This window comes from Azospirillum cavernae, from assembly GCF_003590795.1.
Lineage (GTDB): Bacteria > Pseudomonadota > Alphaproteobacteria > Azospirillales > Azospirillaceae > Azospirillum > Azospirillum cavernae.
In genome coordinates, this window is record NZ_QYUL01000003.1 from 496,855 (window position 1) to 519,455 (window position 22,601).

Annotated in this window: 18 protein-coding genes; 6 read left to right on the forward strand and 12 right to left on the reverse strand. The window is 65.8% G+C overall.

Translation table 11 applies throughout. From position 1 onward, the window contains the following. Positions 1–9: 9 nt before the first annotated feature. Entirely contained in the window at positions 10–2,781 is a 2,772-nt protein-coding gene (ppc, locus tag D3877_RS21980; protein WP_119832905.1) for a phosphoenolpyruvate carboxylase, read from the reverse strand. A gap of 327 nt (positions 2,782–3,108) precedes the next feature. Here ppc and D3877_RS21985 point away from each other — a divergent pair, with 327 nt between their 5' ends. Beyond that, positions 3,109–3,873: a substrate-binding periplasmic protein gene (locus D3877_RS21985; protein ID WP_119832906.1), complete on the forward strand. Its 765-nt coding sequence runs from the start codon at positions 3,109–3,111 to the stop codon at positions 3,871–3,873. 144 nt (positions 3,874–4,017) lie between these two features. Here the strand turns inward: D3877_RS21985 and cysE are convergent, their stop codons facing one another. Further along, on the reverse strand, positions 4,018–4,851 hold the full coding sequence (gene cysE, locus D3877_RS21990; protein WP_119832907.1) for a serine O-acetyltransferase: 834 nt from the start codon (positions 4,849–4,851) through the stop codon (positions 4,018–4,020). A 40-nt stretch (positions 4,852–4,891) separates the two neighbouring features. Next, on the reverse strand, positions 4,892–5,857 hold the full coding sequence (locus tag D3877_RS21995) for a helix-turn-helix domain-containing protein (protein ID WP_119832908.1): 966 nt from the start codon (positions 5,855–5,857) through the stop codon (positions 4,892–4,894). Positions 5,858–6,021: 164 nt separating this feature from the next. Here D3877_RS21995 and D3877_RS22000 point away from each other — a divergent pair, with 164 nt between their 5' ends. Next, a complete protein-coding gene (locus tag D3877_RS22000; protein ID WP_119832909.1) occupies positions 6,022–7,215 on the forward strand; it encodes a 4-hydroxybenzoate 3-monooxygenase in 1,194 nt (397 codons plus the stop codon). Positions 7,216–7,233: 18 nt separating this feature from the next. Here D3877_RS22000 and D3877_RS22005 read toward each other — a convergent pair whose 3' ends face one another. The 4 genes from D3877_RS22005 to D3877_RS22020 form a co-directional block, all read right to left on the reverse strand. After that, complete coding sequence (locus D3877_RS22005) at positions 7,234–10,137, reverse strand: EAL domain-containing protein (RefSeq protein ID WP_119833156.1); 2,904 nt, start codon at positions 10,135–10,137, stop codon at positions 7,234–7,236. Positions 10,138–10,506: 369 nt separating this feature from the next. Further along, positions 10,507–10,962 carry an RrF2 family transcriptional regulator gene (locus D3877_RS22010; protein ID WP_119832910.1) on the reverse strand — a complete coding sequence of 152 codons (456 nt, stop codon included), beginning with the start codon at positions 10,960–10,962 and terminating at the stop codon, positions 10,507–10,509. A gap of 136 nt (positions 10,963–11,098) precedes the next feature. Next, positions 11,099–13,438, reverse strand: coding sequence for a heavy metal translocating P-type ATPase (locus D3877_RS22015; RefSeq protein ID WP_119832911.1), 2,340 nt, complete (start codon positions 13,436–13,438; stop codon positions 11,099–11,101). A gap of 207 nt (positions 13,439–13,645) precedes the next feature. Beyond that, positions 13,646–13,846, reverse strand: a complete 201-nt coding sequence (locus tag D3877_RS22020; protein WP_147395255.1) for a hypothetical protein — start codon at positions 13,844–13,846, stop codon at positions 13,646–13,648. A 197-nt stretch (positions 13,847–14,043) separates the two neighbouring features. On the opposite strand from D3877_RS22020, the gene mog reads away from it, so the two are divergent. Then, entirely contained in the window at positions 14,044–14,580 is a 537-nt protein-coding gene (gene mog, locus D3877_RS22025; RefSeq protein WP_119832913.1) for a molybdopterin adenylyltransferase, read from the forward strand. A gap of 2 nt (positions 14,581–14,582) precedes the next feature. On the opposite strand, the gene D3877_RS22030 is transcribed toward mog, so the two are convergent. The 5 genes from D3877_RS22030 to D3877_RS22050 all read right to left on the reverse strand — a co-directional run bounded on the left by D3877_RS22030 (position 14,583) and on the right by D3877_RS22050 (position 19,217). Then, positions 14,583–15,308, reverse strand: coding sequence for an ABC transporter ATP-binding protein (locus D3877_RS22030; protein WP_119832914.1), 726 nt, complete (start codon positions 15,306–15,308; stop codon positions 14,583–14,585). After that, positions 15,298–16,053: an ABC transporter ATP-binding protein gene (locus tag D3877_RS22035; protein ID WP_119832915.1), complete on the reverse strand. Its 756-nt coding sequence runs from the start codon at positions 16,051–16,053 to the stop codon at positions 15,298–15,300. The genes D3877_RS22030 and D3877_RS22035 overlap by 11 nt, the downstream gene beginning before the upstream one ends. Next, positions 16,050–17,093 (reverse strand): branched-chain amino acid ABC transporter permease, encoded by a 1,044-nt coding sequence (locus D3877_RS22040; RefSeq protein WP_238475023.1) that lies wholly within the window; start codon positions 17,091–17,093, stop codon positions 16,050–16,052. The genes D3877_RS22035 and D3877_RS22040 overlap by 4 nt, the downstream gene beginning before the upstream one ends. Beyond that, on the reverse strand, positions 17,090–17,959 hold the full coding sequence (locus D3877_RS22045) for a branched-chain amino acid ABC transporter permease (RefSeq protein WP_119832916.1): 870 nt from the start codon (positions 17,957–17,959) through the stop codon (positions 17,090–17,092). The genes D3877_RS22040 and D3877_RS22045 overlap by 4 nt, the downstream gene beginning before the upstream one ends. Positions 17,960–18,029: 70 nt before the next feature. After that, complete coding sequence (locus D3877_RS22050) at positions 18,030–19,217, reverse strand: ABC transporter substrate-binding protein (protein WP_238475024.1); 1,188 nt, start codon at positions 19,215–19,217, stop codon at positions 18,030–18,032. A gap of 334 nt (positions 19,218–19,551) precedes the next feature. On the opposite strand from D3877_RS22050, the gene D3877_RS22055 reads away from it, so the two are divergent. From D3877_RS22055 to pcaF, 3 genes are read left to right on the forward strand one after another with little or no spacing between them, the layout of a single operon-like run. Then, complete coding sequence (locus D3877_RS22055) at positions 19,552–20,427, forward strand: CoA transferase subunit A (protein ID WP_119832917.1); 876 nt, start codon at positions 19,552–19,554, stop codon at positions 20,425–20,427. Further along, complete coding sequence (locus D3877_RS22060; protein WP_119832918.1) at positions 20,427–21,233, forward strand: CoA-transferase subunit beta; 807 nt, start codon at positions 20,427–20,429, stop codon at positions 21,231–21,233. Before D3877_RS22055 ends, D3877_RS22060 begins: the two co-directional genes overlap by 1 nt. 5 nt (positions 21,234–21,238) lie before the next feature. After that, a complete protein-coding gene (gene pcaF / locus D3877_RS22065) occupies positions 21,239–22,438 on the forward strand; it encodes a 3-oxoadipyl-CoA thiolase (protein ID WP_119832919.1) in 1,200 nt (399 codons plus the stop codon). Positions 22,439–22,601: the final 163 nt, after the last annotated feature.

Here is a 22,601-nt window from a genome sequence, read left to right on the forward strand (position 1 = left end):
TTCCCCCGTTCAACCGCTGTTGCGCAGGCCCGCTGCGATGCCGTTGATGGTCAGGTGGATGCCGCGCGCGATCTGTTCGCCGCTGTCGCTGGAGCGATGGCGCTTCAGCAACTCGACCTGCACATGGTTGAGCGGGTCGAGGTAGGGGAAGCGGTTGCGGATCGAGCGGGCCAGCAGCGGGTTGCCGTCGAGCAGGGCGCTTTGCCCGGTGATGGCCAGCAGGGCGTCGATGCTGTCCTGCCATTCCGCCCGGATGCGCGAGAAGATGGTTTCGCGCAGGACCGGATCGACCACCAACTCGGCATAGCGCGAGGCGATGGCGATGTTCGACTTCGCCAGCACCATGTCCATGTTGGACAGCAGCGTGCGGAAAAAGCCCCAATCGCGGTGCATCGCCTGAAGGCGGGCCAAACCGTCGTCCGGGTTGGCGGCCAGCCACGCCTTGACGGCGGAACCGAAGCCGTACCAGCCCGGCAGCATCAGGCGGCATTGCGCCCAACTGAACACCCAGGGAATGGCGCGCAGATCCTCGATGCTGGTCGATTTCTTGCGCGAGGCCGGGCGGCTGCCGATGTTCAGATTGGCGATTTCGCCGATGACCGTCGATTGCCAGAAATAGGTCTCGAACCCTTCGGTTTCATAAACCAGACCGCGATAGGCGGCGAAGGCGTGGCCAGACAGCTCCTCCATCGTCGCCAGATACTCGGCGGAGCAGGGGGCGGCGGCCTCCGGGTGCAGCAGGGTCGCTTCCAGCGTGGCGGCGGCCAGCGTTTCCAGATTGCGCCGACCAACCTCGGGGTTGGAGTATTTGCCGGCGATCACCTCGCCCTGCTCGGTGATGCGGATGGATCCCTGAACGGCGCCGGCCGGTTGGGCCAGGATCGCCTGATAGCTGGGTCCGCCGCCGCGACCGACCGAACCGCCCCGGCCATGGAACAGGCGCAGCCGCACCTTGTGCCGGGCGAACACCTCGACCAGGGCGATTTCCGCCTTGTAAAGCTCCCAGCCGGAGGTGAGGAAACCGCCATCCTTGTTGCTGTCGGAATAGCCCAGCATGACCTCCTGCACGCCGCCCCGGCTGTCGAGGAAACGGCGGTAGGCGGGCAGGGAGAGCAAACGGTCCATCGTGGCGGCGCAGTTGCGCAGATCGCCGATGGTCTCGAACAGCGGGGAGATGTTGAGGTCGAGCGCGCCGTCCTTCGGGCGCAGCAGCCCCGCCTCTTTCAGCAAGACCGCGACCTCCAGAATGTCCGACACGCCGTCGGTTTTGGAGATGACGCAATTGACCACGGCGTTGGCGCCGAAGCGGGCGCGGCTTTCGGCGGCGGCGCGCAGGATCGCCAGTTCCGAACTGGTTTCCTCCGAATAGTCGGCGTAGGCCGAAGCCAACGGGCGGTTGGTCTGCAACTCGGTCAGCAGAAGCTCGATCCGCTCATCCTCCGACAAGTCGCTGTAACGGATGTCGGGGTTGGCGAAGGCCAGCAGTTCGGCGACCGAACGCTCATGCACGTCGGAATTCTGCCGCAGATCGACGCTGGCGAGGTGGAAGCCGAACAGCTCGACCGCCCGGCGCAGATGGCGCAACCGCCCCTTGGCCAGCGCCGCCGAGCCGTTGACGGTCAGCGAACGGTCGAGAATGTCGAGATCGGCGCGCAGTTCCGCCGCCGTGGCGTAGGGGTTGGCCGCGCCGACGGCGTGGCGGGCGGATTCGCGCCCGTCCAATTGTTGCAACGTCGTCGCCAAGCGGGCGTAAATCCCGGAGATCGCCTGACGGTAGGGTTCCATCTTGCGGTGGGTGGAGGTGTCCGGCGACAGATCGGCCAGTTGGCGCAACGGTTCCGACACGCTGACGTTGCGGGTGTGCAGCGACAACTCCGCGCCCAGCGTGTGCAATTCCTCAAGGTAGAAGGTCAGCGCCCGCGTGCTTTGCATCCGCATCGCGTCGCGCAGGACCGGGGCGGTGACGAAGGGGTTGCCGTCGCGGTCGCCGCCAATCCAGCTTCCCATCCGCAGGAAGGAGGGCAGCTCGGTGCTGGACCAGCTTGGATCCTGGGCGCGCAACTGGTCTTCCAGCGCGGCGTAGAAGCGCGGCATCTGGCGCAGGAAGGTGTAATCGTAGAAGGACAGGCCGTTGACCACCTCGTCGATCACCGCCAGCTTGGAGCCGCGCAGGATCGCCGTCTGCCACAGGGTCAGGACGGCGCGCTGCATGCCTTCCAGATTGACCTGCTCCTCTTCCGCCGTCATCGGGCCGCGCTCACGCTCCGACAGCAGGCGGGCCAGATCCATCTGGACGGTCAGGATGCTTTTGCGCTGCACCTCGGTCGGGTGGGCGGTCAACACCGGGCTGACCAGGGCGGTGGCGAAGAACTCTTGCAATTGCTGCGACGTCACGCCCGCCTTGCGCGCCTCGCCCAGCGCGTGGGCCATGGTGCCGGGGCGCGGGGCCGATCCGGCCAGCGCGTGGGCGCGGGTGCGGCGGATGTGGTGTTGATCCTCGGCGATGTTCGACAAATGCGAGAAGAAGCTGTAGGCGCGGACGACCCGCGAGGTCTGCTTGGGCGACAGGCTGTTCAAAATGCCTTCCAACTCGCGCCGCGCGCCTTGGTCCTCATCCCGGTGGAAACGGATGGAGGTCTGACGGATCAGTTCCACGATGTCGAAGACGGCCTCGCCTTCCTGGCTGCGCACGGTGTCGCCCAGGATGCGGCCCAACAGGCGGATGTCGTCGCGAAGCGGGCGATCCTTCTCGGGTTCTTCCTGGAGCACGATGTCGGGCATGGGCGGTTGATTCCTCAAAAAGGCGGGCGTCGCGGGTCAGTCGGAACGGATGTGGCCAAAAAAGCGGCAGACAAGACTCTGCGTTTCAATTGGTCAGACCAGAGTGAACAGAATGCCGATTCCTGTTCAAGTTTCAACCATCCGTGCGCACCTGCAATATGTTTTCCAAACTGTGCTGGGGCGTATGGCGGCGTGGCCGGATCATGTCCGATGGAGGAAGAACGCCAGTGGACCATATTGGTTTGTTAATAAAACAATCAGCAGAATGGGGTTTCTCTGGCGGCGCATGAGCGTGGCCGGATCGCCAAACAGGTCAGGGAGGAAGGAATGAGGCTGTCGATCACAGCGGCGGTGTTTCTGACGGTCGCGGCTTTGTCCGCGTCGCTCTCATCCGTTCGGGCGGACACCGTGACCGCCCACGCCCGGCCCCGCCCACCGGAGCTTACGGTGGAGAGCGGCACGATTTCCGGCCCCTTGAAAGATGTTCTGGACGAGGCCGTGGCGAAGATGGGCGTCACGCTGGCTTGGGAAAACGTCCCATTTCCCCGCAGCGTCCAAGATTTGCAGAGCGGCAAGGATGTGATTGTGCCACGGGTGCGGCGGACGGCGGACCGGGAACCCTACATCACCTTCCTTGGCCCGATCGCGGTGCAAAAGCGAAAGGTGTATTTCCTCGCTCCCAATGGCAAAGCATCCGTGTCGAAATACGAGGATCTCGCGGGGCTGACCGTGGGGATCAAGCGCGGCACCGCGTATTTTGATCGTTTCGACGCGGACAAGACTCTGAAGAAGGTTGAATCCAACGATGACGGCAGCCTCGTCAACATGCTGTCCGCCGGGCGTTTTGACGTCATCGCCACCGTGGACAAACCCGCCCTGGACGCGACGCTGAAGGCGCTGAACGTCACGAATGTGGCCTACGCTCCCTACCAGCAAGCCATCGACGGCGAAAATTATTACGGCATGGCCAAGAACAGCGGGTTGGCCAAGCGCGCCGCCGAACTCGACGGCATCCTGAAGAATATGGCCGCGAGCGGTCGGGTTGCCGCGATTTATGGAAAATACAATTTGAACCCGGAACAGATTGATTAAGCGCGCAGGGATTCCCGCGTGGCGGCGGTTTGTCGTGTGAGACGGATTTATTTTCCATAAGAATAATTATGCGTTTAATTTGCCTGAATCGGTGGGTTCTATCCTGAAGCGCCACACGCCCGAACCGGGCGCGCGGCGCTTCCCTCAGATGCTGTAATCGCCCTGTTGCAGGCTCTGGTCCATGCTGAGCGCCGGGGCCAGCTCGTCGCGGCACCAGCCGACGATGCGGGCCGGGATGCCGGCCACCGTCGCGCAGCCGGGCACGTCCTTCAAAACGACGCTGCCCGCGCCAACCTTGGCGTGGGCGCCGATGGTGATGTTGCCCAGGACCTTGGCCCCCGCCGCCAGCAGCACGCCGTCGCGCACCTTGGGGTGACGGTCGCCATGCTCCTTGCCGGTGCCGCCCAGCGTGACGTTTTGCAGGATGGAGACGTCGTTGCCGATGACCGCCGTTTCACCGATGACGACGCCGGTGCCATGGTCGATGAACACCCCGCGCCCGACCGGCACCGCTGGGTGGATGTCCACGGCGAAGGTTTCCGACACCCGGCTTTGCAGGAAATGGGCGAGGTTGTGGCGGTCCTGCTTCCACAGCCAATGGGCGACGCGGTGCCATTGCAAGGCGTGGTAGCCCTTGAAATAGAGAAACGGCGTCAGGCAACTGTCCGCCGCCGGGTCGCGGGCCAGGATGGCGGCCAGATCGGCGGCGGCGGAATCCACGATGCCCGCCTCGGAATCAAAGGCCGCCTGCACGGTGACGGCCAGCCGGTCCGGCGGCATCACCCGGTCGGCCAGCTTGCGCACCAAAAGCGCGGCGAGCGCCGAGCCAAAACAATCATGCGACTGGACGGATTCGTTCAGGAACACGCGCAGCGTCTTTTCTTCCGCCGCGACGCGGGTGGCGTCGGCGCACAGGGTTCGCCACAGGTTTTGCCCGACCGGCGACGGGTCGCGCACCGTAAGGCCGAGGGTGTCCATCCGTCCGTCTTTCCCAGCCGTTTGCTAAAATCCAACGGGACTAGTTTGGTAAGGACGCCCCGTCCGGGTCAAGCTCTATGCGGTCAGGATCGCCCCCGGTTGACGCATGTCGGCGATCTTCCCAATGCGCCCGACGAAAGGCTTGCGGCGATTGCCCGCCGCGTTGGGTGAAAAAACGCGAGAAATAGGCCGGATCCTCAAAGCCCAGCGCGTAGCCGATCTCGGCCATGCCATGCCCGGTGTAGATCAGCGACCGCTGCGCCTCCAGCATCAGGCGGGCGTGGATCAGTTGCAGGGTGGACCGCCCGGTGACGCGGCGGCAGGCGGCGTTGAGCCGTCCGGTGGTGACGCCCAGCGCGGCGGCGTAGCGGTCCACCGGCCAATGCGCGCGAAACCGCTCGTCGATCAGGTGGCGCAACCGGGCCAGCAAGCGGATGTCGGGCGATTGCCCCTGTTCCCCCCTGCCCTGCGCGGCGAATAGCCGGGCCGTCGTCACCAGCGTCAGCGTGACCTGGGCGGCGATGGCGCTCGCCCGGCCGACGTGGTGGGCGCGGAATTCGGCGGTGATGGCGGCGAAGGCGGCGGCGAGGTCGGCGGTTTCCGGCGCGTCGGCGGCCAGATCATGGGCGAAGGGAAGCGCCAACGCCGCCCGCAACTCCGCGTCATGAACGGCGGCGAGCACGCTGGCGAGAAACCCCTCCGACATGGTCAACACCGACCCGTCGGTGTCGGGATCGAAGCGGAAGCCGTGGACCACCTGGGCCGGAACCGCGATCAGGGCGGGCGCGCGGAACCGCCACTCCTCCGCGTCCACCGTCAGCCGCCCGCCGCCGCGCGTGACCAGCAGGCTGTGGCTCAACCCGTCATGGCGGTGGGGTTGAACCTCCCAATTGTGCAAGCGCATCCGCTCTGGAATCGTTTCAACATGGACGAATCGCAGCTCGGGAACCGCTGGAGGTTCGCCATAAAGCCAATAGCGTGGAATGGGTTCAAGGGATGCGGGCATGCCGGGGACCGGAGAAATGGACGATGAAAAGTACAAGACTTTCAGCGCTTCGTCTATGTCCGCCCTCGCCAAGCGCGGGGTAGGATCGGCTCAGAACGATTGATGGAGCCGATTGTTATTCAAAAGCTCCATCCGCAAAATCCCGCGCAGAAGGTTTGAGAGACATGGCCACCATCACCCGCACGCCCGTCGGCATCATCGGCGCCGGACCCGCCGGTTTGTTTCTGGCGCATCTGCTGCACCGTCAAGGCATCGAAACCGTCATTCTGGAAAGCCGCAGCCGGGCGGAGGTCGAAGGCACCATCCGCGCCGGGGTGTTGGAGCAGTGGGTGGTTGATCTGATGAATCAGATGGGCCTGGGCGAGCGCATGATGCGCGAGGGCCATTTCCATTCCGGCATCACCCTGCGCTTCAACGGCGAAAGCCATCACATCGACATGGCGGAGCTGACCGGCGGCAAGCGCGTCACCGTCTACGCCCAGCATGAGGTGATCCGCGATCTGGTCGCCGCCCGGCTGGAGGATGGCGGAGAGATTCTTTTCGGCGTGTCCGACGTCCAGCTTCATGGCGTGGAGACCGACCAGCCGTCCATCACCTTCCGCCGCAGCCCCGACGGGCCGGTCGAAGAGCTGCGCTGCGACTTTATCGCTGGCTGCGACGGCTTCCACGGCCCCAGCCGTCAGACGATCCCCACGGCGATCCGCAGCGAGCATCAGATCGTCTATCCCTTTGGCTGGCTTGGCATTCTGACCTCCGCCCCGCCCTCGCACCCGGAGTTGATCTACGCCGCGCACGAGCGTGGCTTCGCTCTGCTCAGCACCCGTTCGCCGGAGGTGCAGCGGCTTTACATCCAGGTCGATCCCAAAGACGACATCGCCAACTGGTCCGACGCCCGCATTTGGTCGGAACTGCACACCCGGTTGGAGGACAAAAGCGGCTGGTCCCTGACCGAAGGGCCGGTGTTCCAAAAGGGCATCATCGCCATGCGCAGCTTCGTCTGCGAAACGATGCGGCATGGCCGCCTGTTCCTGGCGGGCGACGCCGCCCACATCGTGCCGCCGACGGGGGCCAAGGGGCTGAATCTGGCGGTCGCCGACGTTCTGGTCCTGTCCCGCGCCCTGACCGCCTTTTTCAAATCGAACGACGGCGACGGTTTGGCGGGCTACAGCGCGCAATGCCTGCGCCGCATTTGGAAGGCCGAGCGTTTCTCCTGGTACATGACGACGATGCTGCACCACAACCCGAACGAAACCTCGTTCGAGCAGCGCATTCATCTGGCCGATCTGGATTACGTCGTCCATTCCCGCGCGGCGATGACGGCGCTGGCGGAAAATTACGTCGGCCTGCCGATGGAGTGACGGCCCGGCGAGCGGAGGCTAGGACAGGGCGTCGGCCTCCACGCGCGGCTGGACGTTTTCCGGGAGCGCAGGTGGCGCATAGGCGCGGAAAAAGGCGTCCACCGGGATCGGGCGGCTGAAATAATAGCCCTGGAAGATGGCGCAGCCGCGCTCTTTCAGGAAATCCCGATCCTCGGCGGTTTCCACGCCTTCCGCCACCGTCCGCAACCCCAGCCGGTCGGCGATGGACAGGATTATGTCGACCAGCGCGGCGTTGTGGCTGTTGCCGTCCACATCCTGGATGAAGGAGCGGTCGATTTTGATTTCGCTGACCGGAAGCTGCTTCAGGTAGGACAGCGACGAGTAACCCGTGCCGAAATCATCCAACGAGAAGGACACCCCGCAGGCGCTCAATTCCCGCATCTTGGCGACCGTGTCATGGACGTCGTCGATGGCGATGCCTTCGGTGATTTCCAGCGTCAACCGCCGTGGGTTGGCCCGCGTCTGGTTCAGGATGGCGAGCACCGTCGCGCAGAAAGTCGTTTGGCGAAACTGCCGGGGGCTGATGTTGACCGACAAATGGCAGGGGCTGCCCGCGTCCTCCAACCGGCGGAGGATGCGGCAGGCTTCGGTTAAAATCCAATCGCCCAAGGGCAGGATCAGCCCGGAATTTTCAGCCACCGCGATGAACCCGCCGGGGGCGACCAGCCCGCGCGTCGGGTGGTTCCAGCGCACCAGCGCTTCGGCGGCGACCAACGCGCCGTCGGCGGTGGTTTGCGGTTGCAGGAACAGGGTGAATTCGTCGCCTTCGACCGCCTTGCGCAAATCCTGCTCCAGCCGCAGGCGCGATTCCGCCTCCGCCCGCATCTGCGGATCGAATTCGCGAACACCGTTGCGGCCGCCGTCCTTCGCCGCGTACATGGCGCTGTCGGCCTGGATCAGGATGTCGTCCACCGTTTCATCCGACGTCTTGGGAAACACCGTCAGACCGACGCTGGCGAACAGGCTGTAATCCTGCTGGTCCAAGCGGAACGGCAGGGCCACGGCCAGCCGCAGCTTGTCGGCAACCTGCCGGGCGATGGACGCCGCCGCCGTCTGATCGGCGCCCAGGTCGGGCAACAGGATGACGAATTCGTCGCCGCTCAAACGGCTGACCATCTCCTCCTTGCGCAGAACGCCGCGCAGACGCTGTGCCAACTCGCGCAGCAGGGCGTCGCCCGCCGTGTGGCCGCGCGCGTCGTTGAGATTTTTGAAATGGTCGAGGTCAAGAAACAGCAGCGCGCCATGCCGCCCGGCCCGACGGGCGGTTTGCAGCGCTTGGCTCAGACTTTCCAGCAGCAAGCGGCGGTTGGGCAAATTGGTCAAGGGGTCGTAATAGGCCAAATTTTCGATTTGCCGTTCGGCCAGCTTCTTTTCGGTGACATCCAGCATGATGCCCAAATAGCCCCGAATTACCCCGCCGCTGTCGCGCAGAACGCTGACCACCAGCGACACCGTTCGCCGCGCCCCGTCCTTGCGGACGCAGGTCCATTCCCGCTGTTCGGGCAGGCCGCTGTCCTGCGCGGCGGCGACGAACAGCTCAAAATCCGGCTTGATCGGGCGTTGCAGCGCGCGGCTCACCCGTTCGGCCTGGGCGCGCAACTCCTCGGCGTCGTGCAGGCGCAGCAGGGCCGAGGACGGCTGTTCCAACATCTCCCCGGCGCTGTAGCCGGTGATCTGTTCGGCCTCCCGGTTGAAGACGCGGACGACGCCGTCCAGGCCGGTGGCGATGACGCCGCAAGCCGCGCTTTCCAGAACGCCCGTGGTCAGCGACAGGTTTTCCTTCAGGGCTTCGCGGCTGTTGTAGGTTTCCGTCACGTCCTGGAAAATCAGCACGACGCCGTGCAACGCGCCGCTGCGGTCGCGGATCGGCGCGGCTGTGTCGGCGATGTGGCTGCGGGCGCCGTCGCGGGACACCAGTATGGTGTGATTGGCCAAACCGACGATCTCGCCATCCCGCAGAACCTGTTCGACCGGAACGGCGACCGCCCGCCCGGTCTCGGCGTTTTCGATGGTGAAAACATCCGACACCGGCTTGCCCAGCGCCTCGGCCATGGTCCAGCCGGTCAGCCGTTCGGCGGCGCGGTTCATCAGCGTCACCCGTCCGTCGGTGTCGGTGGCGATCAGCCCGTCGCCAATCGACAGCAGCGTGACGCGCATCCGCTCCTTTTCCGCCCACAACTCCCATTGCGATTGGTTCAGCGCGTCATAGGGGTGGTGAACGGAGGTGACGAAGATCGCCCGGTACAAAAACCAATAGCCAATCACCTTGTAGACATGGCCTGCGGCGTTCGACAGGTCGTAAACGCTGAAATAGAGGGTGAAGCACAGCTCGCTCATGACGATGGCGACGGCGGCGACGATCAGCCGGGGCACGTCCAACGTCGATGGGCGGCGGCGGCGCCAGTGGAAGGCCAGGGCCGCTCCACCATACAGCGCAACCAGCGTGTATTCGGCGTAAAGCTTGATCGGCGTCAGCCCCTGCCCCGGAATGAAGGTGCGCGGCAAAATCTCTGGAAACCACAGGGTGACGCCATAGACCGCCGCCGTCGCCAGCAACACGGCGACGATCAGGAGATAGCGCGGCGCTTGCGACGGTTGCGGCTTCCAGGACAGCACGGCCGCCGCCAACAAGGAGATCGCCGCAAGGAACCGCGCCGCCAGCCAAAAGACGATGGCTTTTTCCGGGCCGGAGGGGGTCACGAAATCCGGCATTCCGGCGTAGGACAGGAGATGCCCGAAATCCAGCAAAGCCACGCCGAGGAAACCCGTGGACAGCGCCAGAAGGGCCGGAGTCGTCTGTTGGGTGTAGGAGTTCCAACCGATGGCGAAGACAAGAGCCGCCACAGCGATGGAAAAGGTCTCAAACAGCGTGTGGAGCGGCAGGTAGTGCAGGATTTCCATCGACCCAACGGCGATGGGAAGATGGAGGAAAAAAAGGAGTGGAAGCAGCAATAAAATCAATGTTTTTGAAAGATGAACGCCGCTGTCTTTTTTGTGGGTTGGACTCGGAATTTTTGATTTGATTGCTTCGACCATGAATCACCCCCTCCGACCTGGATCCAAATTTGATCCCGGTCGCCGCGCGACGTGCGCCACTTGGCGGCGCTTGCAGGGGACGAACGCCCGCAAACCCCTTGTGGTTCATGATACTCTTTTATAAGGGAATTGGATTGTACTTTCCCCCGCCCACGACCGTTCCACCGATTGGGGGCGACCCGAATTGCGGCGGCGCTCGATTTGCGGGATGTTCCTGGACGGTCCAGGCCCCGCTCAAATGTCGAAGTTCATCGCCAAAGCGCCGGTGGATTGACGGTGGCGCAGAGCGTCGGACAGGCTGTGATTGTCCAGAACCCCTGCGGTGGCGTCGCGGACCTGCATCATCAACCAGCGCACCGAACAGACGGCGGGATCGCCGCAATCCTCACACGGCTTGAAGGAAAATTTGCTGGCGCAGGGCAAGGGCGCGAGATGCCCGTCGATCAACCGGATCACCTCGCCAAAGGAGATCTCCGACGCCGGGCGGGCCAGACGATAGCCGCCGCTTTTGCCGCGTTTGGCGTAGAGAAGCCCGTGCTTGCGCAATTCGACCAGGATGGCTTCCAGGAATTTGCGGGGGATGTTCTCGCGTTCGGCGATGTCGGCGATCAAAATCAGATCGTCGTTGTTGGCCTGTTCGGCGAGCATGATAAGCGCGCGAAGGGCGTATTTGGCTTTTTGCGACAGCATCCCGGAGACAACCCACCCTGTTCGGAACCGTGACAACCCATGATCGGCGCGGTTTCTCCGCCAATCCCATAGCGCGGACTGTAGTGACTTTCCCCGCGCAAGGCGAGCGTCACACAAGGGAAGCGGCGCCGCTTCCTTACGCCGCGTCGGCGAGCGCGTGATAAATCTCTTCCTCCTGCGCGAAATGCAGGCGCAGGATGGCGTCCAGGCTGTAAAGAACGCGCTGCGTCTCGTGCAAGGCCGCCGGATCGTCCGGGGCGTCGTCGGGGAGGTCGGCCACCATCCGGCCATAGCGGCGCACCAATTGGCCAATCTCGCGATGGCCCCGGCTCATCGCCGCCATCGGATCGGCGCCGCCGATCAGCCGGGCGACCTTCGGGTAGAGCGCGCGGTCGTCCTCCTGCTCGTGGCGCAGCAGCTCGTCGCGCAGATGAGTGGCCAGATCGGCCAAATCCTGTTTGGTCGGCGCCGTCTGTCCCGCCGACAGCCGGTCGCCGGTGGCGCGGATGCGGTCGAGGAGCGGCAGCAGCGCGTCATGTTCGGCCTTCAGCCCGGCGGCTTCGCCAGCGGGGAAGGCGTCGGCTTTGCGGCCAAAGCGCCCGTCGCCCAGCGCCCGCAGGGCGTTGGCGATCACCGCGACGTCGATGATTTCCTGCAACACCGCGCCGCTCAAGGGCGGTAAAAAGCCCGCCGCCGCGACGCCCATGGCGACGAAGGACAACCCCATGCCGACGAGCACGCTTTCCACGGCGATGCGGCACGAGCGGCGGGCGATGCGCATCGCCTCGGCCAGCCGGTCAAGCCGATCCACCAGCAGCACCACGTCGGCGCTTTCCGACGAGGCGGCGGCGCCGCGCGCGCCCATCGCCACCCCGACGTCGGCCAACGCCAGGGCGGGCGCGTCGTTGACGCCGTCGCCCACCATCAGGGTCGGACCAAGGCGCTTCGCCGCCTCAACCGCCGCCACCTTGTCGGCAGGGGTGCAATCGGCGATCACGTCATCCAGCCCCAGCGCGGCGCCGATGGTTTCGGCGACGTCGCTGCGGTCGCCCGTCACCATCACCAGCCGTTCGGCCCCGGCCTTGCGCAGCAGGCGGAGCGAGCGGGCGGCCTCTGGGCGAATCTCGTCGGCCAGCAGGATCGCGCCGATCATGTCGCCATCGACGGCGACGAAGACGCCAGCCGCCCCCTCATAGCCCATGCGGCGCAGGAAGCGGGCGCGCCAGGGTGGCGGCTGTGGGGCCGGGGCCTGTTCCTCGACATAGGCGACGCTGCCGACCGACACCCGGCGGCCATCGACCTGTCCCGTCAACCCCGCGCCGGGCTGTTCGTGGACGGCGGTCGGGGCCGACAGGGACAGGCCGCGCGCCTGAGCCGCCGCGATGATCGCCTCCGCCAGCACATGCTGCGACGCCTGATCGAGCGACGCGGCCAACCGCAACATCTCGCTGGGGTCGATGGCGCCGCCCTGCCCGTTCGCGTCTTTGCCGTCGTCTCCGATCTCCAGCGCCACGACCCGCGCCCGCCCGCCGGTCAGCGTGCCGGTCTTGTCGAACAGCAGTGTTTTCACGGTGGCGAGCGTTTCCAACGCCCCCGCCCCCTTGACCAGAACGCCGCGTTTGGCGCACCGCGACATGCCCGACACGATGGCGACGGGCACCGCCAGGATCAACGGACAGGGGGTCGCCACCACCAGAACGGCCAGGGCGCGGTTGGGATCCCCCGACAACAGCCAGGCGAGTCCGGCCACCAGCAGCGCCAACGGCACGAACAGCAAGGCGTAACGGTCGGCCAGCCGCGAGGCCGGAGCCTTCGACGTCTGCGCCGCCTGCACCAACCGGATGATTCCGGCATAGGCGCTGTCCGCCGCCGTGGTGACGGCGATCAACTCGAACGCGTCGCCGACGTTGGTCGCGCCGCTGCGCAGCCGCCCGCCCGCCTCGTGACGGGTCGGCAGCGGTTCGCCGGTCAGGGCCGCTTCGTCCAACACGGCGACGCCCGCCGCCAGCGTGCCGTCCACCGGCAGCACGTCGCCCGCGCGGACCAGCAGCCGGTCGTTCGCCTTGACGTCGTCGAGGGGGATGGTGACGATCTGCCCGTCGGCCTCGCAGCGGTTGGCCTGACGCGGCGCCCGGTCGAGCAGCGCCGTCATTTCCCGCTGCGCGCGCGCCGCCGCCCAGCCTTCCAAAAGCTGCCCGCTGGAGACCATCAGGGCGATGACGGCGCTGGTCAGCGGCTCGCCCAAGGCCAGCGTTCCCGACAGGGCCAGCACGGCGATGATGTCCAGCCCGGCTTCGCCGCGTCGGATCGCCTGAACAATGTGGAGCAGCAGAACCGCCAGCGTCGGCAGGCTGCCCGCCGCCCAAATCCAGGCGGCGATCCGATCCTCGCCCAGCCACCAGGCGCCAATCCCAAACATCAGGCCAGCGGCGGCGAGGGCGAACAAGGCGAGCTTGCGGAAAAGAGGGAGGGCCATGACACGCTCCTCCGGCGCCAAAGGCACACAGATTGTCAGGTCAATGGTAGCACGGCGTCAGGCGTGGCGACCCTGCGCATCCGCCATAGGCGCCCTGCGGGGCGTAGGCGGAGTGAAGGGAGATCAACGGGTCGAAATGGTCAGGGCTGCACACGGCACGGCCAAGCGGGCGCCGAAACGGCGGCGCTCCTTGACCATGCTGCGCCGTTACGCGGAGATGTTGAGGTTCCGCCCACGGTTCGGATCGGTCGGCAACGACGGCGCGCCGCCCGACTCCTTGGCTTTCACCGACGCCGATTCCGTGGCGTCGTTGTCGCCGTCGCTGTCCACCTTCGCAACCTGAGACGCGGCGGCCTGAAGCTGTTGGGGGGAATAGGACGGCGTCGAGGATGATACCCCACCGATCATGATGATTCTCCCAATGTTGTCGCAATGGTCGAACCTTAGCACCGGGGTCATGACGCCCATCATGAATTAAATCTAATGAGGGTTCACATCCTTGTGAGGGAGTCCGCGCGACTTGACGGCGGTCAAACCCGGCGGGGGCGGCTTTCGGCTATGGTCGCGCTCTTGTCTGTTCGACCGTCAGAAGGACGCCACGCGTCATGACCGCAACCCCGATCCGCATCGGCATTGTCACCGTTTCCGACCGCGCCAGCCAGGGCGTTTATCAGGACAAGGGCGGCCCGGCGATTCGCGCCGTGTTGGCGCGCGTCATCGCCTCCCCCTGGGTCGCCGAGGCGCGGGTGATCCCCGACGATCTGGACGGCGTCGCCGCCACGTTGGCGGCGTTGGCCGACGCGGCGGGTTGCGGGTTGATCGTCACCACCGGCGGCACCGGCCCCGCCCCGCGCGACGTGACGCCGGAGGCGACCGAACGGGTGTGCCAGAAGATGATGCCGGGCTTTGGCGAGGTGATGCGCAAGGTCAGCCTGGAGGTCGTGCCGACCGCCATCCTGTCGCGCCAGACGGCGGGGATTCGCGGATCCTGCCTGATCGTCAATCTGCCGGGCAAACCCTCGGCCATCGAGGATTGCTTGATGGCCGTGTTTCCGGCGATTCCCTATTGCCTGGATTTGATCGGGGCGGGGCGGATCGACACCGACCCGGAGGTCTGCCGCGCCTTCCGCCCCGGCTCATAAGGTCACGCCGCCAAGGCGACTCCGAGATGGCGTTCCAGCAGCGCCGCGTCGTCCGCCGCGTGTTGGGCGGGTCCGGCGTGGACCACACGGCCCCGGTCGAGGAAGACGACGCTGTCGGCGAACTCCAGCGCCCGGTCGATCTGCTGCTCCACCAGGATGACGGTCATGTCCAGCTTGGACAGGGCGTCCATCAGCAGGTCGCAGATCACCGGGGCCAACCCCTCCAACGGTTCGTCGAGCAGCAGGACAGTGGGTTGGCCCAGCAGCGCGCGGGCCACCGACAGCATTTGCTGCTCGCCGCCCGACAGCTCGGCGCCGCCGTTGCGCCGCCGCTCGCCCAGGCGGGGGAACAGGGCGTAGGCCTCCTCCAACGCGGCGCGCGGACGGCCCTTCAGGCCGGTGACGAGGTTTTCCTCGACCGTCAGGGATTTGAAGACGTCGCGGGTCTGCGGCACATAACCCAACCCCGCCGCCGCCCGCGCCGAGGAGGCCAAGCCGCTCAACTCCACCCCGTCCAATTTGATCGAGCCGCCATGGCGCGTCGTCTGCCCGACCAGCGTCGCCAGAGTCGTCGATTTGCCGACGCCATTGCGCCCCAACAGGGCCAGACGCCCACGCGGCGGCACGGTGAAGGAGACGCCCTCCAAAATCACCGTGGCGCCGTACCCGGCGCGCAGGTCGCCGATCTCCAGCAAGCCCTTTTCGATACCCTGGCCGTCAATGCGCATTGGCCCGGCTCCCCAAATAAACCTCGCGGACGCGGGGGTCCGCCATGACGTCGCGCGTCGCGCCGCTGCACAAAAGCTTGCCCTGCGCCAGCACGACGATGGAGGACGCGAAGCGCGACACCAAATCCATGTCGTGCTCGATCATCAAAACTGCCAGATCCTTGGGCAGGCGGTCGATGGCGTCCAGGATGCGCTGGCTTTCCGAATGGGGAACGCCCGCCGCCGGCTCGTCGAGGATCAGCACTTTCGGACGCATGGCGAGCGCCAAGGCGATTTCCAGCAAGCGTTGTTGCCCGTAAGCCAGCGAGCCGACCGGCGTTTCCGCCGCCGCGCCCAGCCCCATCAGGCCCAGACACTCCGCCACCTCGTCGGCCAGCCCGGCGGTTTTGGCGACGGAGGCGAACAGGCGGAAGGTGCGGCGGTCGCGTTGCAGCACCGCCAGCTCCATATGCTCGCGCACCGTCATGGATTTGAACAGGCGGGCGACCTGGAAGGAGCGGATCAAGCCGCGCCGCACCCGATCCGCCGCCGACAATTTGGTGACGTCGCGGCCATCCAGCCGGATCGCCCCGGCGGTCGGCGGCAGCACGCCGGTGACAAGGTTGACGAAGGTGGTTTTCCCGGCGCCGTTCGGCCCGATCAGGGCGCAGCGGTCGCCCGCCTTCAGGCTCATGCTGATGTCGGAGGACACCTGAAGCCCGCCGAAATTCTTGCTGAGTCCCTGAACCTCCAAAAGAATGGTCATGCCTGATCTCCCTCGCCCTTGCGGGCCAGCAGGGCGCGCAACCGCTCGCCGCCCGACGCGATGCCGCCAGGCAGGAACAGGACGATGCCCATCAGGAACAGGCCGATGAACAGCATCCAGTGAAAGGGATCGGTCGCCGCCAGAATGTGGTGCACGGTCATGAAGGCCACCGTGCCGATCACCGCGCCATAGAGCCGCCCGGTTCCGCCCAGCACCAGCATGACCAGCGCCTCCGCCGACCAGGAAAAGCTGACGCTGTCCAAGCCGACGATGCCGCTGCTGACGGCGGTCAGCGCCCCGGCCACCCCGGCGAAAATCCCGGCCACCGCGTACATCGTCACCAGATAGGCGCGCGGCGAGCCGCCCAGCGCTGAAATCCGCAAGGGATCCTCTTTCACCCCCCGGCAGGCCAGCCCGAAGGGGGAGCGCACGATCCGCCGCGCCGCCACCATGCCGACCACCAGAACCGCCACCGCGAACAGGTAGGAGGTCCGGCCAAACATGTCGAAGCGGAACAGGCCCAACAACGGGGCGGGATCGACGCCGGACAGGCCGTCGCTGCCGCCGGTCCAGTCGCGCGCCTTGTTGGCGACCTCCTGGACGATCTGCGTCACCGCGATGGTCAGCATCAGCAGGGTCAGGCCGCGCGCGTGCAGGATCAAGCCGCCCGTGACCAGCGCCATCACGCCGCCCGCCGCGCCGCCGATCAGCAGCAGGACCAGCGGGTCGTTGACCAGATGGACCGCCGCGATCCCCGCCGCGTAGGCTCCGGTTCCGAACATCGCCGCATGCCCCAGCGTGGCGATTCCGCAATAGCCCAGCACAAGATCGAGCGACAGCACATAGAGCGCGGTCGCGGCGATGCGGGTCATCAGCCCGAGATCCTCGGGGAACAGCCAGAAGGCCGCCAACCCCAGCGCGCCGGTGATCGGCGCGGCCAGCCAACCGAAATCGCGCCGGGGCGCCGCCAGGGCGGTGGTGTCGCGGGTCATCGGGCCGGTCGTTCCTTTGCTCAGGCCATCGGTCATGGTGGCGCTCATGCCATCTTCCCCTTGAAGAAGCCGTGCGGCCAGCGGAACAGGATCAGGATCAAGGCCGCGTAGAAAAAGAACTCGCCGAAATTCGGGATCAGATATTTGCCCGCCGTGTCGGTGATTCCCAAGGCCAGAGCGGCGGCGGCGGATCCGAAGATGCTGCCCGCCCCGCCGACCGCCACCACCGCCAGAAACAGCACGATGTAGCGGATGGCGTAATAGGGTTCCAACGGCAGCAGTTCCGCCCCCAACACGCCGCCCAGCGCCGCGAGGCCGGTGCCCAAGGCGAAGGTCGCCATGTAAAGCCGTTCGGTGCGGATGCCGAGCGCGGCAGCCATCGCCGGATCATCGACCGCCGCCCGCAGGCGGATGCCGAAATCGGTGCGCTCCAGCAACCACCACAGGCCAAGCAGGGTGACGGCTCCGGCGGCGATGACGAAGGCGCGGTGCGTCGGGATCGATTTCGGCCCCAAGGAAACGGTTCCGAGCAGCAGGTCGGGCAACGGGATCCGCTTCAGCGACGGGCCGAACAGGTAATTGACCGACGCGACGATGACGAAGGTCAAGCCGATGGTCAGCAGCACCTGCGACAGCTCGTTCGCATGGCCGTAGATGCGGCGGTAGAGCAGCTTTTCCAGCGGCAGCGTCGCCAACACCGTCAGCAGCACCGCGACCAGCAGCGCCGCCGCGTAGGGCAGCCCGAAGGATTGCGCGGCGTAGGACGCGACGTAGCCGCCGACCATGGCGAAGGCGCCATGGGCCAGATTGACCACCCGCATCAGCCCCAGCGTCACCGACAGGCCGACCGAAATGATGAACAGGATCATCCCATAGGCGACGCCGTCCACGGCGATGCCAAACATGGTTTCCATGAAACGCTCCGCCTGTTCGCTGGGCCGTCCCCTCTCCCACACGGGAAGAGGGGGGCGTCACGCAACCCGCTTACTTGCCGACCTTGTAACCAAAATCGGGTTGGTCGGCGAAGGACGCCTTTTCGGTGTTTTGCAGCTTGCCGTTCACCCGCTCCACCGTGCGCAGATAGACGGTTTGGCGGATGTGGCGGCTGTCGGGGTCGATGGTCACGGGGCCGCGCGGGCTTTCCCAGCTCATGCCCTTCACCGCCTCCACCGCCTTCAGCCCGTCGATCTTGCCGCCGGTCTTCGCGATCATGGTGTAGATCAGATGCACGCCGTCGTAAGCGCCGACCGAGGTGAAGGTGGCGTTGTCCGACGAGCCGAACAGCTCCTTGTATTTCGCCAGAAAGCTCTTGTTCGCCGCCGACTCGTGCGCTTGGCTGTAATGGAAGCTGGTGGTCATCCCCAGCACCGCGTCGCCCAGCGCCGGAAGGTCGGGTTCCTGGGTGATGTCGCCGGGGCCGAAGAACTGGATGCCCTTCTCCTTCAGGCCATTGTCGGTGAAGGCCTTGGCGAAGGCCAGAGTCGTCGGCCCGGCGGGCAGGAAGGCGTAGACCGCTTCGGCGCCGCTGTCTTTGATGCGCTGCATGAAGGGGGCGAAATCGTTTGATTTCAGCGGCATGCGGATGGTGTCCACCACTGCGCCGCCCGCCTTTTCAAAGGTGGCCTTGAAGGCGGTTTCGCCGTCGATGCCGGGGCCGTAATCGCTGACGGCGGTGATCGCCTTTTTGACGCCCAGCTTGGCGATGTGGTTGGCCAGCGGCACCGTGTTCTGCCACAAGGTGAAGGAGGTGCGGACGTAACGCGGCGATTTTTCCGTGATGGCGGAGGTCGCGGCGTTGAAGATCACGGCGGGGATGTTGGCCTCGTCGATCAGGGGGGCCACGGCCATCGCGTCGGGGGTGAAGGTGAATCCGGCCAGGAAGCTCACCCGCTCCTTGACGATCAACTCTTGCGCCAAAGCCTTCGACTGCGCCGGGTTGGCCTGATCGAGATCCCTGAAAACAAACTCCACCGTGTCGCCGCCGACCGTCTTGCCATGTTCGGCCTGATAGATGGCGATGCCCTCCTTGAAGGTCTGGCCGAACATGGCGAAGGGGCCGGAGAAGGGGGCGATCACCCCAACCTTGATGGTCGCCGCGTCGGCGGCGCCAACGCCCAGTGAAGCGGCAAAAACCGCGCCCAAAAGCGCCTTGCGCAGAGTCGTCGTCATCATCCCTCCCAATGTCCACTGTCAGGGTCGCGTCGGGTGAATCCCGGCTGCGTGATCTTCCGTGCAGCCTACTGAGGGGAAAGCGGATCGTCAAGTGCGATATATGATTTTACGGGCGATTAACGCCCAAAAGGAAGACTTAGGATAATCATCTGTAAAACAACAGAAACATCAAGATTCCGAGTTTTTGCGGACAGGCATTCGTTGTGCTGCGGCGCAATATGGGCGATTACCGAACTTATGCATCGTTTTTCGCCCTTGACATAAGGCGGTCTCGCCGCACATTCTGGGCGCAAAGGGAAATAGATGTGCGATTTTCGCACAAATGGGAGGTCTTATGGCGCTCATCACACCCCTGCGCGAGGCGGTGTCCAGCCTTGTGCAAGACGGTGACACCGTCGCTTTGGAGGGGTTCACCCACCTCATCCCCCACGCCGCCGGTCACGAGATCATTCGTCAGGGCAAAAAGGATCTGACGCTGGTCCGCATGACCCCCGATCTGATCTATGACCAGATCATCGGCATGGGCTGCGCCCGCAAGCTGATCTTCTCCTGGGGCGGCAACCCCGGCGTCGGCTCGCTCCACCGCTTCCGCGACGCGGTCGAACAGGGCTGGCCGCACAAGCTGGACATTGAGGAGCACAGCCACGCGGGCATGGCCAACGCCTATGTCGCGGGCGCGTCCAACCTGCCCTTCGCCCTGCTGCGCGGCTACACCGGCTCCGACCTGCCGAAGGTCAACCCGAACATCCGCTTCGTCGAATGCCCCTTCACCGGGGAAAAGCTGGCGGCGATCCCGTCGGTGCGCCCCGACGTCACCGTGATCCACGCCCAAAAGGCCGACCGGCGCGGCAACGTGCTGCTGTGGGGCATTTTGGGCGTGCAGAAGGAAGCGGTTCTGGCCGCCAAACGCTCCATCATCACGGTGGAGGAGATCGTCGACGATCTGGAGGCGCCGACCAATTCCTGCGTGCTGCCGAGCTGGGCGGTGTCCGCCGTCTGTCATGTTCCGGGCGGGGCCTATCCGTCCTACGCGCAAGGCTATTCGGAGCGCGACAACAAATTCTACAAGGATTGGGATCCCATCGCCCGCACCCGCGACGTTTTCCAGGCCTGGATGAAGCGCCATGTCCTCGACACCGTGGATTTCGCGGATTTCAAGCGGGTGCTGAATGACGGCGTAAACGACGGCGCAAAGCGGGAGACGGTGTGATGGCCAATCTGGAATCCTCAAATCTCGAATTTTCGGCCACCGAAATCATGACGGTGGCGGCCAGCCGCCTGTTGCAGGACGGCACGGTGTGCTTCGTCGGCATCGGCCTGCCCAGCACCGCCGCCAACCTCGCCCGGCTGACCCACGCGCCCGACGTCGTGCTGATTTACGAATCCGGCCCGATTGGCGCGAAGCCGACCGTCCTGCCGCTGTCCATCGGCGACGGCGACCTGTCGCTCACCGCCGACACCGTGGTCAGCACGCCGGAGATTTTCCGCTACTGGCTCCAGGGCGGGCGGATCGACGTCGGCTTTCTCGGCGCGGCGCAGATCGACCGTTTCGCCAACATCAACACCACGGTCATCGGCCCCTACGACAACCCCAAGGTTCGGCTGCCCGGCGCCGGCGGCGCCCCGGAAATCGCGGCGCAGGCCAAGGAGGTCTTCATCGTTCTGAAGCAGAACAAGAAGGCCTTCGTCGAAAAGCTGCCCTTCATCACCTCGGCGGGCTTCCTGGATGGCGGCGACGCGCGGGAAAAGGCCGGGATCACCGGCGGTGGCCCGACGGCGGTCATCACCGATCTGGGCATCCTGACCCCCGACCCGGTGACGCGCGAGTTGACCTTGACCAGCATCCACCCCGGCGTGACGGTGGAGCAGGTGCGCGAGGCGACCGGCTGGGACGTCAAAATCTCGCCCGATCTGAAAGTCACCGAAATTCCCGACGCCGACGCGCTGGCCGCGCTGCGCGATCTTCAGGCCCGCACCGCCAAGGCGCACGGGCAAAGCACCAGTTCGGAGGGTTGATCGCGATGAGCGAGGCTTACATTTGCGACGCCATCCGCACGCCCATCGGGCGTTACGCCGGGGCCTTGTCGTCGGTGCGCCCCGACGATCTGGGCGCGGTTCCGCTGCGGGCGCTGATGGCGCGCAACGCCGGGGTTGATTGGGCGGCGGTGGACGACGTCATCTTTGGCTGCGCCAACCAGGCGGGGGAGGACAACCGCAACGTCGCCCGCATGTCCAGCCTGCTGGCCGGTCTGCCGGACGTCGTGTCGGGAACCACGATGAACCGCCTCTGCGGCTCCGGCCTCGACGCCATCGCCACCGCCGCCCGCGCCATCAAGGCGGGAGATGCGGAGCTGATGATCGCGGGCGGCGTGGAAAGCATGAGCCGCGCCCCCTTCGTCATGGGCAAGGCCGAGAGCGCCTTTTCCCGCGCCGCCGAGATTCACGACACCACCATCGGCTGGCGCTTCGTCAACCCGGCGATGAAGGCGCTCCACGGCGTCGATTCCATGCCGGAAACGGCGGAGAATGTGGCGGACGACTGGAAGATCAGCCGCGCTGACCAAGACGCCTTCGCGCTGCGCAGCCAACAGCGCGCCGCCCGCGCCATCGCCGACGGCACGCTGGCCCAGGAAATCACCCCGGTGGTCATCAAGGGCCGCAAGGGCGAAACCACCGTCACCACCGACGAGCACCCGCGCGCCACGACGCTGGAGGCGCTGGCCGCGCTGAAGCCGGTGGTTCGGGCGGGCGGCACGGTGACGGCGGGCAACGCGTCGGGCGTCAATGACGGGGCCTGCGCCGTGTTGATCGCGTCGGAGGCCGCCGTCAAACGCTTTGGCCTGACGCCGCGCGCCCGCGTCGTGTCGGGGGCCACCGCTGGCGTGCCGCCGCGCGTGATGGGCATCGGCCCGGCCCCGGCGACGAAAAAGCTGCTGGAACGGTTGGGCCGTCCCATCTCTTCGGTGGATCTCATCGAACTGAACGAGGCGTTCGCCGCGCAAGGTCTGGCGGTGCTGCGCGAGCTGGGCTTGCCCGACGACGCCGAGCATGTGAATCCGAACGGCGGGGCCATCGCGCTGGGCCACCCGCTGGGCATGAGCGGCGCGCGTCTGGTGACGACGGCGCTCTATCAGCTTGAGCGAACCGGCGGACGCAGCGCACTCTGCACCATGTGCATCGGCGTCGGTCAGGGCATCGCGCTGTTGATCGAGCGGGTGTAAGGCGGCGCTCGGCCCCCTCCCCAGCCCTCCCCCGCTTGTCAGCGGGAGAGGGGGCAGGCGGCTGAAGCGCTCGCGTTCCCTCTCCCGCGTGAGCGGGGGAGGGTTAGGGAGGGGGCAACGGACACTCCCTCCCCACAAAAACCAAGACCACCGGGAGGATCCT